The organism is Streptomyces sp. NPDC047043 (assembly GCF_040644055.1).
Classification (GTDB): Bacteria; Actinomycetota; Actinomycetes; order Streptomycetales; family Streptomycetaceae; genus Streptomyces.
Genome location: NZ_JBEYVO010000045.1, coordinates 83,742 through 98,704, shown reverse-complemented (window position 1 = coordinate 98,704; position 14,963 = coordinate 83,742). Strand labels below are relative to the sequence as shown.

Genomic DNA, 14,963 nt, shown 5'->3' with positions numbered 1-14,963 from the left:
GGTCGGGCGGATCGTGTGGGCAGCGCGGAAACCCGGGTGTGGCGGCGCGGGGGAGCGGTCTGCAGCGGTCATCGGTGGGGACCGCCTGCTTCACCTAGAGCGCGTTACTAGCGCGCTCTAGGTGTTCGTACTATGAAACGGCCCCGTGGTGATGTCAATAGGTTTGTCAGGACGTATCGACAAGGTTTCCTAGTGTCCGCGCTCCGGCAGCTATCGCCGCTTCCAGGCGTTGTCTCAGGTCCGCGGACCGGGCCTCAAGCCCGTCGGGGATCGACGTGGATCTTCGGCCCGGGTCCGGCGTCCGGCGGTCGCTCGCCCGCGAGTACGGGGCCGACCTCGTCCAGGCTCACCGTGGCGGCGACCAGCGGGCGGGGGTCGACCGAGCCGGTGGCGTAGGCGCGGATGGTGGCGTCGAGACCGGGGGAGGCGGACAGGACGCCCACTGCCGTGACGTCCTTCAGGGCCAGCGTCCGGGTGTCGATCCTGCTGGGCTCGCCCGCCAGCCCGATGCACACGATGCGGCCGCCCGGCTCGACCAACTCCAGGGCCCTGCCCGGCAGATGGGCGGCGTTCGAGGCGTCGACGACCGCGTCGAACGGGAGGTCCGGTACGGACTCCTCCGCCCAGACATGGTCGAAGCCCAGACCCCGGGCGAAGGCGAGGGAGTTCTCGGTGCAGCCCATCAGGTGGACTTCCGCACCGGCGGCGCGCAGGAACATCGCGACCAGCAGCCCGATCGTCCCCGGGCCCAGGACCAGGACGCGGTCGCCCGGCTGCGGCGCGGCGGCCCGTGCCGCGCGCAGGGCGTTGCCGCCCGGCTCCACGAGCGCGCCGAGCACGGCGTCGACGGACTCGGGCAGCGTGTGCAACGAGGAGGCGGGGACCGCGAGTTGCTCCGCCAGAGCACCGGCGCGGGCCCCGCGGATGCCGACCTCCTGCCGCCTCTCGCACACGTGCTGGTGGCCCCGCAGACAGCGGCGGCAGCTGCCGCAGCCGAGCATCGTGTCGCCCATGACCCGGCGGCCGAGCCGGCCGCGGTCGACGCCCTCGCCGACCGCGGCCACGCGGCCCGCCCACTCGTGGCCCGGCCGCATCGGGTAGACGGAGTGTCCCTGGTGGAGATAGGCCATCTCGCCGGTGAAGAACTCCACGTCGGTGCCGCACACACCGACCCGCTCGACGTCGACGACGACCTCGCCGGGGCCGGCCACCGGCGCCGGGAGCTCCTGGACCTCGTACGCGCCGGGGGCGGTCAGTACGAATGCGCGCATGAAAGGCTGCTTTCTCCGGACGGGGCGGCGGGGACGGGCGGTCACAGCGGATCGGCGGTACGGCCGGCGGCTCAGTGGTGCGGCTCGCCGAGAGGGCCGAGCAGGGCGCGGAACTCCTCCAGCCCGTCGACCAGGGCCGGCAGGGGCGTCCGATAAGCCAGCGCGCTGACGCTCACGGCTCCTGAAGGGGACGAGGGAGAGGTCAAGTACACAGGCAGGGCAAGGCAGTTGACGCCGGTCTCGTTCTCCTGGTCGTCGGCCCCGAAGCCCCGTTCGCGGGTGACCTCCAGCGCACGCTGCAGGTCGGCGGCCGTGCACAAGGTCCTTGGCGTACGACGCTCCAGCGGGAAGGCGCCGATCCACGCCTCGGTCTCCTCCAGAGAGCCCAACTCCCGTGCGAGCAGCAGCTTTCCGACGGCCGTGCTGTGCGCGGGGTTGCGCCCGCCGATCGCCGACGTCAGCCGGACGGCGCCGGTCGGCGGATCGACCTTGGCGCGGTAGACGACCTCATGGCCGTCGAGGACCGCGTAGTGCACGGTCTCGCCGAAACGGTGCGCCAGCGCCTCCAGGACGGGACGGACCCGGACGTGGTCGGGCCGCGCCTCATGATGTGCGAAGGCCATACGCAGGAACTCGTCCCCGAGGACATAGCGGCCGCGGGTGTCCTGGTCGGCCAGACCGGCCCGGCGCAGCGCACCGAGGGCCCGGTGCACGGTCGTCTTGGGGCTGCCGATCACACGCGTCAGCTCCTCCAGCCCCACGCCGTCGGGGTACCGCGCGAGCTCCTTGAGGACCGCCAGCACCCGGTCCGAGCCCACAAGCCGGCCGCCCCCGGCGCCGGTTGGGCCGTCCTCGCCGGGGTCTGTCGGTCCGCCGTACGTCTCCGTATGCTTCATGGGATTCCAGAATCTAGACCGCCGTACCGATTGTCGGAAGGGGCTCGAGGATGACGCTCCGCAGCGCCCAGTGGTACGCGGGTCAGGACCGCAACGCCTACATCCACCGGGCGTGGATGCGACGGGGCGTGCCCGGCGACGCCTTCGCGGGACGGCCGCAGATCGCCATCGCCAACACCGCGTCCGACCTGACCCCCTGCAACGCGCATCTGGACGAGGTCGCGGCCTCGGTGCGCAACGGTGTGTACGAGGCGGGCGGGATCCCGCTGGACCTGCCCGTGGTGTCGCTCGGCGAGACGAACGTGCGGCCCACCGCCATGCTCTGGCGCAACATGGCGGCGATGGCCACGGAGGAGATGCTGCGGGCCAACCCCGTCGACGGCGTCGTCCTGCTCGGCGGCTGCGACAAGACGATCCCGTCGCTGCTCATGGCCGCCGCCTCGGTGGACCTGCCCGCGGTCGTCGTGCCCGGCGGCCCGATGCTCACCGGGACCTTCCGCGGCACACCGCTGGGCTGCGGCACCGATGTGTGGCGGCTGTCGGAGGAGGTCCGGGCCGGCACGCTCTCCCAGGAGCAGTTCACCCGCTCCGAGTCGGCGATGATCCGCAGCCGCGGGCACTGCAACACCATGGGCACCGCCTCCACGATGGCCCTCGTGGCCGAGGCGCTGGGCACGGTCGTCCCTGGTACGGCCGGGACCCCGGCCCCGGACAGCCGGCTGCTGGAGGCCGCGCAGCACACCGGCCGGCTGGCGGTGGACATGGTGGGCGCCGACCGCCGGCCGGCGACCTTCCTCACGAAGGCCTCCTTCCGCAACGCGATCGTGGCGCTGGCGGCGATCGGCGGCTCGACCAACGCGGTCGTCCATCTCCTGGCGATCGCGGGCCGGTTGGGCATCGACCTCACACTCGACGACTTCGACCGCATCGGCTCGCGTGTGCCGGTCCTGGTGGACCTGCAGCCGGCCGGCCGCTTCCTGATGGAGGACCTCCATCGCGCCGGAGGCCTGCTCGCGGTGCTTCGCGAGGTCCGCGACCTGCTCGACCCGGACGTGCTGACGGTCACCGGCCGGCCGCTGGTCGACGACCTCGACGACGCCCCGATCTGGGACGGCGAGGTCATCCGCACACGAGACAAGCCGCTGGTCGCCGAGGGCGGCATCGCCGTCCTGCGCGGCAACCTCGCCCCCGACGGCGCGCTGATCAAACCCGCCGCCGCGTCCTCTCATCTCCTCAAGCACCGCGGCCGGGCGGTGGTCTTCGACTCCATCGAGGACTTCCACGCCCGTATCGACGACCCCGAACTCGATGTCGACGCCGACTCGGTGCTCGTCCTGCGCGGCTGCGGCCCCAAGGGCTACCCGGGCATGCCCGAGGTCTCCAACATGCCGCTGCCGAAGAAGCTGCTCGAACAGGGCGTCCGCGACATGGTCCGTGTCTGCGACGGCCGCATGAGCGGCACCGCCTACGGCACGGTGGTCCTGCACGTGGCCCCGGAGGCCGCGGCCGGCGGCCCGCTCGCGCTCGTCCGCACCGGAGACGTCATCAGCCTCGATGTCGAAGCCCGCCGTATCGAGGTCGATGTGCCCGCCGGCGAACTCGCCCGCAGAACCCCCGGTGAGGCAACCGTCACCGGCTTCGCCAACCCCCGCCGCGGCTGGGAACGCCTCTACGTGGACCACGTCCTGCAGGCCGACACCGGCGCCGACCTGGACTTCCTCGTCGGCTCCAGCGGATCCGAGGTGACCCGCGAATCGCACTGACCATCGGCTGAAAGGGCCGGGGCCGGTCGGCCTTCCGGCTGATCGGCCACGCCCCTGCAGCGCCGAACGGTGGCCGTTCGACCGGGGTCACGACTGACCCCTCGCCGCCGGCTGCGGGTGTCACGGCCTGCGGATCAGCGGCGCCTCCGTACGGTCGGCGATGTCCTCGGCGGTCACGCCCGGTGCGCACTCCACGAGTGCGAGGCCCTCCGGGGTGACGTCGAGGACGCCGAGGTCGGTGATGATCCGGTCGACGCACCGTTCGCCGGTGAGCGGAAGCGTGCATTCCTTGACGATCTTCGGGCTGCCGTCCTTCGCGGTGTGCTCCATCAGCACGACGACCCGGCGGGCGCCGTGCACCAGGTCCATCGCACCGCCCATGCCCTTGACCATCTTGCCGGGGATCATCCAGTTGGCCAGGTCGCCGGCGGCGGACACCTGCATGGCGCCGAGCACCGCGGTGTCGATGTGACCGCCGCGGATCATCCCGAAGGACAGCGCCGAGTCGAAGAAGGACGCGCCCGGCAGGACGGTCACCGTCTCCTTGCCCGCGTTGATCAGATCCGGGTCGACCTCGTCCTCCGTCGGATACGGGCCGGTGCCGAGGATGCCGTTCTCCGAGTGCAGGACCACCTGTACGCCGGGCGGGAGGTGGCCGGGGATCAGGGTGGGCAGGCCGATGCCGAGATTGACGTAGGAGCCGTCGGCGAGTTCGGCGGCGGCACGGGCGGCCATCCGGTCGCGGGTCCAGCCCATGGGCGGCGTAATCATGCTCGTACGGTCCTCTTCTCAATGTGCTTGTGCATGCCCTGAGTTGGCGTGAGAGGCAGGACCCGCTGGACGAAGACGCCCGGCAGATGGATCTCGTCCGGGCTCAACTCGCCGGGTTCCACGAGCTGTTCGACCTCGGCGACGGTGATGCGGCCTGCCATCGCGGCAAGCGGGTTGAAGTTGGCCGCCGACTTGCGAAAGACCAGGTTCCCGTGACGGTCGCCGCGCCAGGCCCGTATGAGGGCGAAGTCGGTGGTGATGCCGTGTTCCAGGACGTGGCGGCGGCCCTGGAAGGTGCGGATCTCCTTGGGCGGGGAGGCGAGGGCGACCGATCCGTCGGTGGCGTAACGCCAGGGCAGGCCGCCGTTCGCCACCTGGGTGCCCACTCCCGCCGGGGTGTAGAAGGCGGGGATGCCGGCGCCGCCCGCACGCAGCCGCTCGGCCAGCGTGCCCTGCGGTACCAGCTCCACCTCCAGTTCGCCGGAGAGGTACTGGCGGGCGAACTCCTTGTTCTCGCCGACGTACGAGCCCGTCACACGGGCGATCCGGCCGGCGGTCAGCAGGACTCCCAACCCGTGCCCGTCCACACCGCAGTTGTTCGAGACGACCTCCAGGGCCGTGGCGCCCTGGGCATGGAGGGCCCGGATGAGCACTTCGGGAATGCCGCTGAGTCCGAAGCCGCCGACGGCCAGCGACGCACCGTCGGGAATGTCGGCGACCGCCTCGGCGGCGCTCGGGTGGACCTTGTCCATGGGGGCCTTTCTGCTGGTGCTACGGGCGTACGGCGTCCGAGATCGACTTGGTGCCGCCGTGCGCGGTGAGGCCGCCGTCGACCGGGATCTCGGCGCCGGTGATGAAGGACGCCTCGTCGGAGAGGAGAAAGACGACGAGGGGAGTGATCTCGTCGACTCTTCCGGTGCGGCCCAGCGGCGTCTCGCGGATGTTCGCCTCACGGAAGGCGGGGGCGGCCGAGGCGGTCATGGCGGTTTCGATGAAACCCGGGTGGATGGTGTTGACCCGGATGCCACGCGGGCCGAGTTCCAGGGCGGCCGCCTTCGACAGGCCCCGCAGCGCCCACTTGCTCGCCGTGTACGCGACCGGATAGTGGCCGGTGAGCGCGGCGGTGGAGCCGACATTGACGATGGAGGAGCCTGCCGGCATCAGCGGGGTGAGGTGCTGGATGCCCAGCAACGGGCCGGTGACATTGACCGCGTGGACCCGGGCCAGGTCCTCGGGGCGCACGTCGTCGAGGCGGGCACGCCAGGTGATGCCCGCGTTGTTGACCAGGCCGTGCACCTGCCCGTAGGTCTCACGCAGTTCGGCGGCGAGTTGCGCCCACTCCTTCTCACTGGTGACGTCGAGGCGGCGGCAACCGGGCGCCTGCGTCACGTCGGTGGCGATGACGCGGGCGCCCTCGCGGGTCAGCGCCTCGGCCTCGGCGGCGCCCTGGCCGCCGGCCGCACCGGTGACGACCACGACCTTGCCGAGGAGCCACTTGGGTCCGAGGTCGGTCACGGTCGCTCCCGGGTGCGGCGCCGGGCGGCCGGCACGGGCACCGGATCGGCGCCCGCGATCACGGTGTTGGAGACCGTGCCGATTCCCTCCACGGTGAGGGTGACCGTGTCGCCGGGCCGCAGCGGCCGCGGCGACTGTTCCCCTCGTAGGCCCCAAAGCTCCGCCAGACAACCGCCGTTGCCGCAGGTCCCCGAACCCAGCACGTCGCCGGGGCGGACGACGGTGCCGCGGGAGGCGTAGGCGACCATCTCCTCGAAGGTCCAGCTCATGTTGGACAGCAGGTCCTTGCCGACGACCTCGCCGTTCACCTCGGCGGTGAGCCCGAGCCGCAGGAAGCCGTCCGCGTCACGGTACTTCTCCAGCTCGTCGGCGGTGACCAGGTACGGGCCGAGGGTGGCGGCGGTGTCCTTGCCCTTGCAGGGGCCGAGGCCGACCTGCATCTCGCGGGACTGGAGATCGCGCGCGGACCAGTCGTTGAGGATGGTGTAGCCGACGATGTGGTCGCGGGCCTGCTCGGGGCTGAGGTCCCGCCCTTCCCGGCCGATGACGGCGGCGACCTCCAGCTCGAAGTCCAGCATCCCCGAACCCGGGGGCACGGGCACGACGTCATACGGGCCGATGACCGCGTACGGGTTGGTGAAGTAGAAGGTGGGGGCGTCGTACCAGGCCTGCGGTACTCCGCTGGAACCGTCGATCGAGCGCCGTACGCCTTCGACGTGCTCCTCGAAGGTGACGAAGTCACGGATGGTCGGCGGCTGGAGCGGCGGCAGCAGACGTACGTCGGCCAGCGGAACGGCAGCCCCCTCGGGACTCGTTCCGAACGCGGCCTCGACCGGAGAAGCGCCGTCGGGCAGGTGGCGTACGACGGCGTCCTCGACGACACCGCACCGACGGCGACCTTCATGAAGGTAGGTGGCTATGCGCACGGGGACCTCACACCGGCGGTGCGACGAAGCAGCCGCGGTCGGGGTCGTTGAAGGACTCCTTGGTGACCAGTTCGTTCATGGGGTTGGCGGTGCCCCACTGGTCGGTGACCTCGGGCTCGGAGAAGTCGTACACGTGCGGGTGCCAGGTGTCCTCGTCGAGGAGCTCCAACTCCGTTGTGTACTCGACGGTGTTGCCGTGCGGGTCGAGGAAGTAGGTGAAGGTGTTGTCGCCCGCCATGTGCCGGCCCGGCCCCCAGATCTTCCGGAAGCCGGCCCGCATCACCCGGCCGGAGCCGCGCATGTACTCGTCGATGCCGCGCATCTCGAAGGAGACGTGGTGCAGCGAGGTGTGCGGTCCGCGGGCGATGGCCATGGAGTGGTGCTGGTTGCTGATCCGCATGAAGTGCATGACGTCGCCGATGTGCGGATGACCGAGCGTGTCGGACAGGCGGAAGCCGAGGTGACGCTCGTACCACTCCCGGGTCCTGTCGAGGTCCGGCGAGTTGAGGACGACGTGCGAGAGCTTGACCGGGATCGACTCCTTCTCCTCGATCTTGCGGTGCTGCCTGACCTCGACGTCCGCCGACACCTCGACGGTGCGCCCGTCGACGTCGAAGAAACGGAAGCCGTAACCGCCGCCGGGGGTGTCGACCTTGCCCGGCTGGGAGACCAACTGCACGCCCCCGGCAAGGAGTTGCTCGGCGAGCGTGTCCACGTCGGCCGCCGAAGCGGCACCGTAGGAGACCAGGTCCAGCCGCTTCTCGTCGGCCTTGCGCAGCCGTACGACGTACTGCTCGGGGCTGCCCTCGGCGGCGAGGAAGGAGATGCCGGAGTCCTCGGCGACCTTGGTCAGGCCCCAGACGCCGGCGTAGAAGTCGAGCTGCTTGTCGTAGTCGGGCACGGCGAGGTCGACGTGCCGAAGGTGCGTGAGCAGGCGGTTGCTCATCGGGGGGTTCCTCCTCGGGCGAGGTTGAGCAGGGCGGCGGCGTTGCCGCCCCGCACCGCGTGGAAGTCGTCGTGGGGCAGGTCCGCGGCGCGCAGTGCGGCCAGTGGGTCCTCGGTGCCCATGTCGAAGGGGAAGTCGGAGCCGAGCAGCACCCGGCCCGGGCCCGCGGCTCGCAGCAACTCCCGTAGTACGTGCGGGTCGTGGACCAGGGAGTCGAAGTACAGCTGCTGCAGATAGCTGCTCGGCTCCCGTGAGCAGCTCTGCGCGTCGGGGCGGACCCGCCAGGCGTGGTCGGAGCGGCCGAGGTGGGTGGGCAGATAGCCGCCGCCGTGTGCCGCGATCAGCTTCAGGCCCGGATGGCGGTCCAGGACCCCGGAGAAGATCAGTTGGGAGAGCGCGACCGCGTTCTCGGTGGGCTGGCCCACGGTGTTGGACAGGTACCAGCGGTCCAGGCGCTCGTCGAGCGTGCAGCCGAACGGGTGCAGGAAGACCAGCGCGCCGCTCTCCTCCGCCCGGGACCAGAAGGGTTCGTACGCCGGATCCGACAGCTCGCGGCCGGGCGCGTGCGAGGAGATCTCGACACCCTTCAGCCCTTGGTCCAGCGCGTGGTCGAGCAACTCCACGGCGAGCTCGGGGTGTTGGAGGGGAACCAGGCCGAGGCCGTGCAGCCGGTCGGGTGCCTTCGCGCAGTGCGCGGCGGTGCCCTCGTTGGCCAACCGGCACACCTGCTCGGCCAGTTGGGGTCCCGCCCAGTAGTGGTAGTGCGACGGGGACGGGCTGATCAGCTGGAGGTCCACGCACTGCCCGTCCATCGCCGCCAGGCGCACGGCGGCATCCGTCAGCCTCGGCACGCGCGCGCCGACCATCGGACCGTTGACGGCCAGGGCCGCCGGACCGTTGCGTCGGGCGTCGAGGGCGCGGGCCTCGGCGAGGCCGGGGTGACCGGCGACGGCCTCCTCGACCTCGGGCAGCAGGAGGTGGGCGTGGACGTCGATGGTCGGTATCGACGCGGGCTCGGTCACGGGTGCTCCTTGAGGAGGTTCATGGTGCGGCCGACCAGCCCGGCGATGTCGGCGTCGCGCACCCCGTCCAGCTGCCATTGGCCGATCTGCACGGACGCCTCGACAACCGTGCGCACCCGGGGGATCCGGCGGTGGTGGAAGGCCTGGAGCAGCTCGTCGTCCCAGGCCCGTCCGCCGGTGAGCAGCTCGGCGAGGACCAGGGCGTCCTCCAGGGACATCGCCGCGCCCTGGGCCATGGTGGGCGGGCAGCAGTGGACGGCGTCGCCGATGAGCACGACCCGGCCCCGGTGCCAGGAGCCCTCGACCAACAGGCGGTCGAACCAGGTGTAGTTGACCTTCTTCGGATCGGTGATGTGCTCGGTGATCTCCGGCCAGACGCCGCCGTAGCCCTGTGCCAGGCGGCGCATCTCGTCGGCGTACGTGGCCGGGTCGATCGAGGCGCGGTCGCGGCACCCTTCGACGACGTAGGCGTAGATGGTGCTCTCGCTGGTGGGGCAGTAGCCGGCGATGTAGGCCGGGCCGCCGTAGGCGAGGTCGGTGCGCGTCACGCTCTGGGGCCGTGGGGCGGCGATCCGCCAGATGGCCATGCCGGTGGGCTCGGGTTTGTCGGAGATGCCGATCGCGGCGCGGGTGGCGGAGTTCAGCCCGTCGGCGCCGATCACCAGGTCGTAGCGGCCTTCGCTGCCGTCGCTGAAGCGCACCGAGACACCGTGGGCGTCCTGCTCCAGAGCCTCGACGGTGGTGCCGAGGCGAACGCCGGCGCCGCAGGCGCGGACCGCGTCGATGAGGATCTGCTGCAGCCGGGGGCGCTGCATGCCGAGGGTGGCGGGCAGGTCCGGGCCGCCGGTCTGGATGTCCTCGGCGACGAACAGGACGGTGCCGTCGGGGCCGGTCACACCCAGCGAGCCGAAGGGGTATCCGGAGGCTTCCACCTGTTCCCACACGCCCAGCTCGCGCAGGACCCGCAGGGCGTTGCCCTGGAGGGTGATGCCGGAGCCGGTGGTGGCGTTCCAGTCGGGTCTGGCCTCGATCAGATCGACGGCGATGCCGGCGCGACGCAGCAGGATGCTGACGGCGTTGCCGGAGGCGCCCCCGCCTACGACCAGGACGGAACGGGTGAGGTTGTCAGCCATGTCGGGATACCTCCCGGGGTCGGGCCGCGCGACTTCGGGCGGCTGGGATGCGGCTCGCCCGCTGGGAGTGCGGGCCAGGAGTGGGGACGGGGGTGCGGGCCGGATGCGCCGCTGCTGTCCGGGGAAGGGCGCATCCGGCGGCTGAACGGGTCGGCCGGGCCGGTTACTTGACGGCGATGGGGTTCACCGGGGAGCCCACGGCCCCGGTGATGGGCAGTGGCGCGGCGGTCAGCCAGAACTCGTACACGCCGTCGGTCGCGCAGTCCGCGGCGAGTGCGTCGAGGTCCCACATCTCGCCGATCAGCAGGCCCACGTTGGGGATGACGACCTGGTGCAGCGGCTGGAAGGCGTTCTCGAACTCGTTCGGCCGCACCTCGAACCCCCAGGTGTCGGTGGCGATCGCGGCGATCTCGGTGCCGTGCAGCCACCCGGCGGTGGTGAACGACAGTCCCGGCGCGGGCCCGCCGGCGTAGTCGCCCCAGCCGTCGCGCTTGGCGCGGGTGAGGTGCCCGGTCCGCACGAGGACGATGTCCCCGCGGCCGACACCGACCCCGTGGGCCTCGGCGGTCGCGGTCAGATGCTCCTCGGTGATGGCGAAGCCGTCGGGCAACTCGCCGCCCTCGCCGACCACTTGGCCGACGTCGAGGAGCACCCCGCGCCCGGCGACGTACGGCGCCATGTGCTCGATGCCGGTGACGAGGTCGCCGTCGGAGGTGACGACCTTCTCGGCCGCCCGCCCGTTCCAGGCCTTGCCGTGGTCGAAGATGTGCCCGAGCCCGTCCCACTGCGTGGAGCACTGCAACGGCATCGCGATCACGTCGTCCGCGCCGCCGATGCCGTGCGGGAAGCCCTGGTTGCCCAGTGCCGCGTCGGTCCCGGTGTCCAGCATCGTGTGCACGGGGTTGGTGCGCCGGCGCCAGCCCTTCTGCGGCCCGTTCATGTCGAACCGCTGCGAGAGCGAGAAACTCACACCCCGCCGCACCAGCGCGGCGCCCTCGCGCCGCTTGGCCTCGTCGAGGAAGTTCAGCGTGCCGAGCACGTCGTCCTCGCCCCAACGCCCCCAGTTGGAGAAGGACTTGGCGGCCTCGGCGATCGCGCCCTCGGGGTCGTGGCGGTCCGGGCTCATGCCGACGCCTCCGCCACACATCGGGTGCGCTGCATGCCCAGCCCGGTGATGGACCCCTCCATGACGTCTCCGTCGCGCAGCAGCCGACCCCAGTGAAGGCCGTTGCCGGCCGGGCTGCCGGTCAGCACCAGGTCGCCGGGCAGGAGCCTGGCGGTTTGGGAGATGTACGACACCAGACGCGCGACCCCGAACAGCATGTCCTTGGTGGACTCGTCCTGCATGGTCTCGCCGTTGAGCTTGAGCGTGACCCGCAGATCGCCGGGGTCGGCGATCGACTCGGCCGGGACGAGCCACGGGCCCAGCGGGGTGAAGCCGGGGGCGTTCTTGCAACGCAACCAGTCGGTGCCGATGGCCTTCATGTCCCGCCGGAAGACGGTGGCGCGATCGGTGAGGTCGTTGGCGATCGTGTACCCGGCGACGTACTCCAGGGCCTCCTCGACGGACACCCGGTAGGCCGGCTTGGCGATGACGGCAGCCAACTCCAGCTCCCAGTCCGGCTGTTCGGCCCATTCGGGCAGTACGACGTTCTCGTACGGTCCGGCGACGGTGCTGGGCAGGCCGATGAACACGTAGGGCAGGTCCTCGGCGGCCCGGCGGTCCATGACCTCGGCGATCTCCGCGCGGGCCTCCTCGACGGTGCGCGGGTCGTCGGGGGAGCGGTGGGCGACCTCCAGGTCGATCACGTGCTGCCGGTAGTTGGCGCCGGACTGGAAGATCTGGCGCGGCTCCAGCGGGGCGTGCACCCGCAGCTCCTCCAGCGGCCGCCAGTCCAGGGCGTCCTCGCCGGCCAGGACGTGCAGCACCGGCAGGGCCTCCGCCCAGCGCTCCACCACGGCGCGCAGACCGCACGGTGCCCAGGCCAGGGTCCTGGCCAGGTCGAGAACCCGGCCCTTCGCCAGGAGACCGGGGAACGGCTCTGCGTCCGGAAGCGAGAACGTGCCGAGCGCGAAGGGGCCGGCAGGTTGCACGAGTGTTGCCATGAGATGTCCTCCTGCTGGGATGCGGTCTACTCTGACCCCGATCGGCCAATCACGGAAATCAATCCTGTGGATGCGCGCGATCCATGGCGTGGATAACCCTTGGTGTGCATTGGTGGTGCCCGGTGAACCTGTCCCGACTCGACCTCAACCTGGTCGTGGCCCTGCGCGCGCTGCTGGAGGAGCGCAACGTGACCCGGGCCGGCGAGCGCGTCGGGCTGAGCCAGCCCGCGATGAGCGCGGCACTGTCCCGGCTGCGCCGCCATTTCGACGACGAATTGCTCGCCCGCACGGGCAACAGCTACGAGCTCACCCCGCTGGGTATCGCGCTGCGGGACCGCAGCGCCACCGCGTGCGACCTGCTGGAGCGGGTCTTCGCCAGCCAGCCCGACTTCGATCCGGCCGCGGAGACACGGGAGTTCACCCTGCTCGCCTCCGACTACGGCGCGGCCGTGTTCGGCTCCGCGCTCGCCCGCGCCCTGCACGAGGAGGCCCCCGGCATCCGGCTCAGTTTCCGGCACCCGGCGCCGTCCATCGAGGACAACACCGCCGCCCTGCTGAGCACCGTCGACGGGCTGCTGATGCCGCACGGCGTCATCGACGGCTTCCCCGCGGTCGACCTCTTCAGCGACCGCTGGCTCTGCATGGTCGCCGACGACCACCCCGAGGTGGGTGACACCCTCACCCTCGACCACCTGGCCCGCCTGCCCTGGGCCGTGTACCAGCGCCCTTACGACGCCCCGGCCGCCCGCCAGCTGAGCATGCTCGGCATCAGCCCCCGGGTCGAGGTCTCGGTGCAGACCTTCCAGCTGCTGCCCCACATGGTCGAGGGCACCCGCCGGGTCGCGATGATCCAGGAGCACCTGGCCCGAAGAGCGGTCCGCGCCGCCGCGGTGCGCGTCCTGCCGTGCCCCTTCGAGGCGGTACCGGTGCAGGAGGCGATGTGGTGGCATCCGGTGCATGCGCAGGATGCGGCGCACATCTGGCTGCGGCAGAAGGCGGCGGAGGTGGGGGCTTCTCTTACGGGTTCGGACTTGTGAGTGCGACGACGGGCCGTCATGCGGGTGCGACCCCGTCGTGGCTGGTCGCGCAGTTCCCCGCGCCCCTGAAAGCCGCCGCCGTCGTCAGGCCAACTGCTCAGGCAGCGGCCGAGAGTCAACAGCTGCCACCCGACGCCGAGCAGCAGCCCAAAGCCCACCTGCAACGACAACCGCCGCCAACCCCAGCAACCCCACCGCACCGGCGAGACTGCCCACTGCCGCTTCCCCACCGAGCAGCACCAAGGGACAGACGAACTCTCCGCCGAAGAACGCCGCCATCCACAGCCCCGTCCCGCGGCCCCGGTCCTCGAACGCCAGCCGGGACATCGCGCTGGTGAGAAGCGCCGGCAGCAACATCCCCGTGCCCACGCAGTTCACGACCGCCCCCACGACCAGCAGCGGCGCGTTCCCGGCGAGGAGCATCACCCCGAAACCGACCGCGCACACCCCGAAGACGGTCGGCAGCATCGGTTCGGGCGACCGCTTGAGGCGTGCGAAGGTGATCGCCCCGGCCACCGTCGCCGCACTGGCGATCGCGGTGGCCAGACCGATGACACCGGAGTTCTCCACCCCGAGGTCGTCGAGCAGGTACGACATCTCGACCGGCACCGTGTAGAAGACCATCGCCCCGAAGAAGGTCAGGGCACAGATGCCCGCCAGCTGCCGCCAGGGGAACGCACGTCGGGCCTCGGCGACCGGCGCCTTGTCGGCGGCGGCGGGCGTCGCCGGGTTCGGCAGCGAGGTCACCATCAGCGGCGCCAGCACCAGGCTCACGGCGTACACGAAGAACGGCACCCGCCAACCGGCGGATCCGGCGGCACCCCCGAGCACGAAGAACACCGTGGCCGACGCGGACGCACACATGGTCTGCAGCGCGAGGTACTTCACCCGCTGCCGGCCGCTGTAGTAGTCCCCGATCAGCGTGGTGCAGCACGTCATGATCGCCGCCTCGGTGACCCCGACCAGGGCTCGGCTGGCGATGATGGCGCCCAGCGACTCCAGCCACAGCGGGGCGGTGCCGAACACGGCGTACAGCAGGGTCGCCCCGATCAGCAGCCGCTTGCGGCCCAGCCGGTCCACGATCACGCCCGCGAACGGTGCGAGGAGTGCCAGCGCCAGCGCCGGAACGGTCAGTGCGAGCGGCACCAGCGCCTTGGCGCCCGGGACCGAGGCGAAGTGGTCCTGCATCTTCGGCAGCACCGGGGCGATGAGCACCGCTCCCAGGATCGGCAGACAGCTGCCTGCCATCAGCAGGGTCACGCGCAGCAGATGAGCGGGGCCCGTGACGGCCACGGGTGACGGAGCGGCGTCGTCGTCGACCGCGATGGCGGACGGCGGCGGAACGGAACCGGGCATGGCGACTCCAGGGGACGGTGTACGGGAGCGGGCATGCCGTTCACGGGCGCCCGAGGCGCACAGCATGCTGAGGACACGGCCGCACGTCGGCGGCTGGTCCGGACAGCGACGTGCGGGTAGGGACGACTATGGGTCGTGGGGCGCCGGGCCGCCATCCTCTGTGCGATCCGAATCCCGTATCCGGCTCATCCACGGCGTGGATGAGCTGCCCCCGCGGCCAA

The 14,963-nt window shown here is 71.3% G+C and carries 14 protein-coding genes; 2 read left to right on the top strand and 12 right to left on the bottom strand.

Annotated features, from left to right (window positions below):
• Positions 1-254: 254 nt before the first annotated feature.
• A complete protein-coding gene (locus ABZ880_RS47850) occupies positions 255-1,271 on the bottom strand; it encodes an alcohol dehydrogenase catalytic domain-containing protein (RefSeq protein WP_361277338.1) in 1,017 nt (338 codons plus the stop codon).
• Between the two features lie 71 nt (positions 1,272-1,342).
• Positions 1,343-2,167: an IclR family transcriptional regulator gene (locus tag ABZ880_RS47845; RefSeq protein ID WP_361277337.1), complete on the bottom strand. Its 825-nt coding sequence runs from the start codon at positions 2,165-2,167 to the stop codon at positions 1,343-1,345.
• A gap of 50 nt (positions 2,168-2,217) precedes the next feature.
• On the opposite strand from ABZ880_RS47845, the gene ABZ880_RS47840 reads away from it, so the two are divergent.
• Entirely contained in the window at positions 2,218-3,930 is a 1,713-nt protein-coding gene (locus ABZ880_RS47840; RefSeq protein WP_361277336.1) for an IlvD/Edd family dehydratase, read from the top strand.
• 120 nt (positions 3,931-4,050) lie between these two features.
• Here ABZ880_RS47840 and ABZ880_RS47835 read toward each other — a convergent pair whose 3' ends face one another.
• The 9 genes from ABZ880_RS47835 to ABZ880_RS47795 form a co-directional block, all read right to left on the bottom strand.
• Positions 4,051-4,686, bottom strand: coding sequence for a CoA transferase subunit B (locus ABZ880_RS47835; RefSeq protein ID WP_361277342.1), 636 nt, complete (start codon positions 4,684-4,686; stop codon positions 4,051-4,053).
• 11 nt (positions 4,687-4,697) lie between these two features.
• Positions 4,698-5,453 carry a CoA transferase subunit A gene (locus ABZ880_RS47830; RefSeq protein ID WP_361277335.1) on the bottom strand — a complete coding sequence of 252 codons (756 nt, stop codon included), beginning with the start codon at positions 5,451-5,453 and terminating at the stop codon, positions 4,698-4,700.
• A 19-nt stretch (positions 5,454-5,472) separates the two neighbouring features.
• Positions 5,473-6,216 (bottom strand): SDR family oxidoreductase, encoded by a 744-nt coding sequence (locus tag ABZ880_RS47825; RefSeq protein WP_361277334.1) that lies wholly within the window; start codon positions 6,214-6,216, stop codon positions 5,473-5,475.
• On the bottom strand, positions 6,213-7,142 hold the full coding sequence (locus tag ABZ880_RS47820) for a fumarylacetoacetate hydrolase family protein (RefSeq protein ID WP_361277333.1): 930 nt from the start codon (positions 7,140-7,142) through the stop codon (positions 6,213-6,215). Before ABZ880_RS47820 ends, ABZ880_RS47825 begins: the two co-directional genes overlap by 4 nt.
• A 7-nt stretch (positions 7,143-7,149) precedes the next feature.
• Positions 7,150-8,088, bottom strand: a complete 939-nt coding sequence (locus tag ABZ880_RS47815) for a VOC family protein (RefSeq protein ID WP_361277332.1) — start codon at positions 8,086-8,088, stop codon at positions 7,150-7,152.
• Positions 8,085-9,110 carry an amidohydrolase family protein gene (locus ABZ880_RS47810; protein WP_361277331.1) on the bottom strand — a complete coding sequence of 342 codons (1,026 nt, stop codon included), beginning with the start codon at positions 9,108-9,110 and terminating at the stop codon, positions 8,085-8,087. Before ABZ880_RS47810 ends, ABZ880_RS47815 begins: the two co-directional genes overlap by 4 nt.
• Positions 9,107-10,243: an FAD-dependent oxidoreductase gene (locus ABZ880_RS47805; RefSeq protein ID WP_361277330.1), complete on the bottom strand. Its 1,137-nt coding sequence runs from the start codon at positions 10,241-10,243 to the stop codon at positions 9,107-9,109. The genes ABZ880_RS47810 and ABZ880_RS47805 overlap by 4 nt, the downstream gene beginning before the upstream one ends.
• Before the next feature lie 163 nt (positions 10,244-10,406).
• Positions 10,407-11,369: a cyclase family protein gene (locus ABZ880_RS47800; protein ID WP_361277329.1), complete on the bottom strand. Its 963-nt coding sequence runs from the start codon at positions 11,367-11,369 to the stop codon at positions 10,407-10,409.
• Positions 11,366-12,349: a fumarylacetoacetate hydrolase family protein gene (locus tag ABZ880_RS47795; protein ID WP_361277328.1), complete on the bottom strand. Its 984-nt coding sequence runs from the start codon at positions 12,347-12,349 to the stop codon at positions 11,366-11,368. Before ABZ880_RS47795 ends, ABZ880_RS47800 begins: the two co-directional genes overlap by 4 nt.
• 122 nt (positions 12,350-12,471) lie before the next feature.
• Here ABZ880_RS47795 and ABZ880_RS47790 point away from each other — a divergent pair, with 122 nt between their 5' ends.
• Positions 12,472-13,386 (top strand): LysR family transcriptional regulator, encoded by a 915-nt coding sequence (locus ABZ880_RS47790; protein WP_361277327.1) that lies wholly within the window; start codon positions 12,472-12,474, stop codon positions 13,384-13,386.
• An 84-nt stretch (positions 13,387-13,470) separates the two neighbouring features.
• Here the strand turns inward: ABZ880_RS47790 and ABZ880_RS47785 are convergent, their stop codons facing one another.
• Positions 13,471-14,742, bottom strand: coding sequence for an MFS transporter (locus ABZ880_RS47785; RefSeq protein WP_361277326.1), 1,272 nt, complete (start codon positions 14,740-14,742; stop codon positions 13,471-13,473).
• Positions 14,743-14,963: the final 221 nt, after the last annotated feature.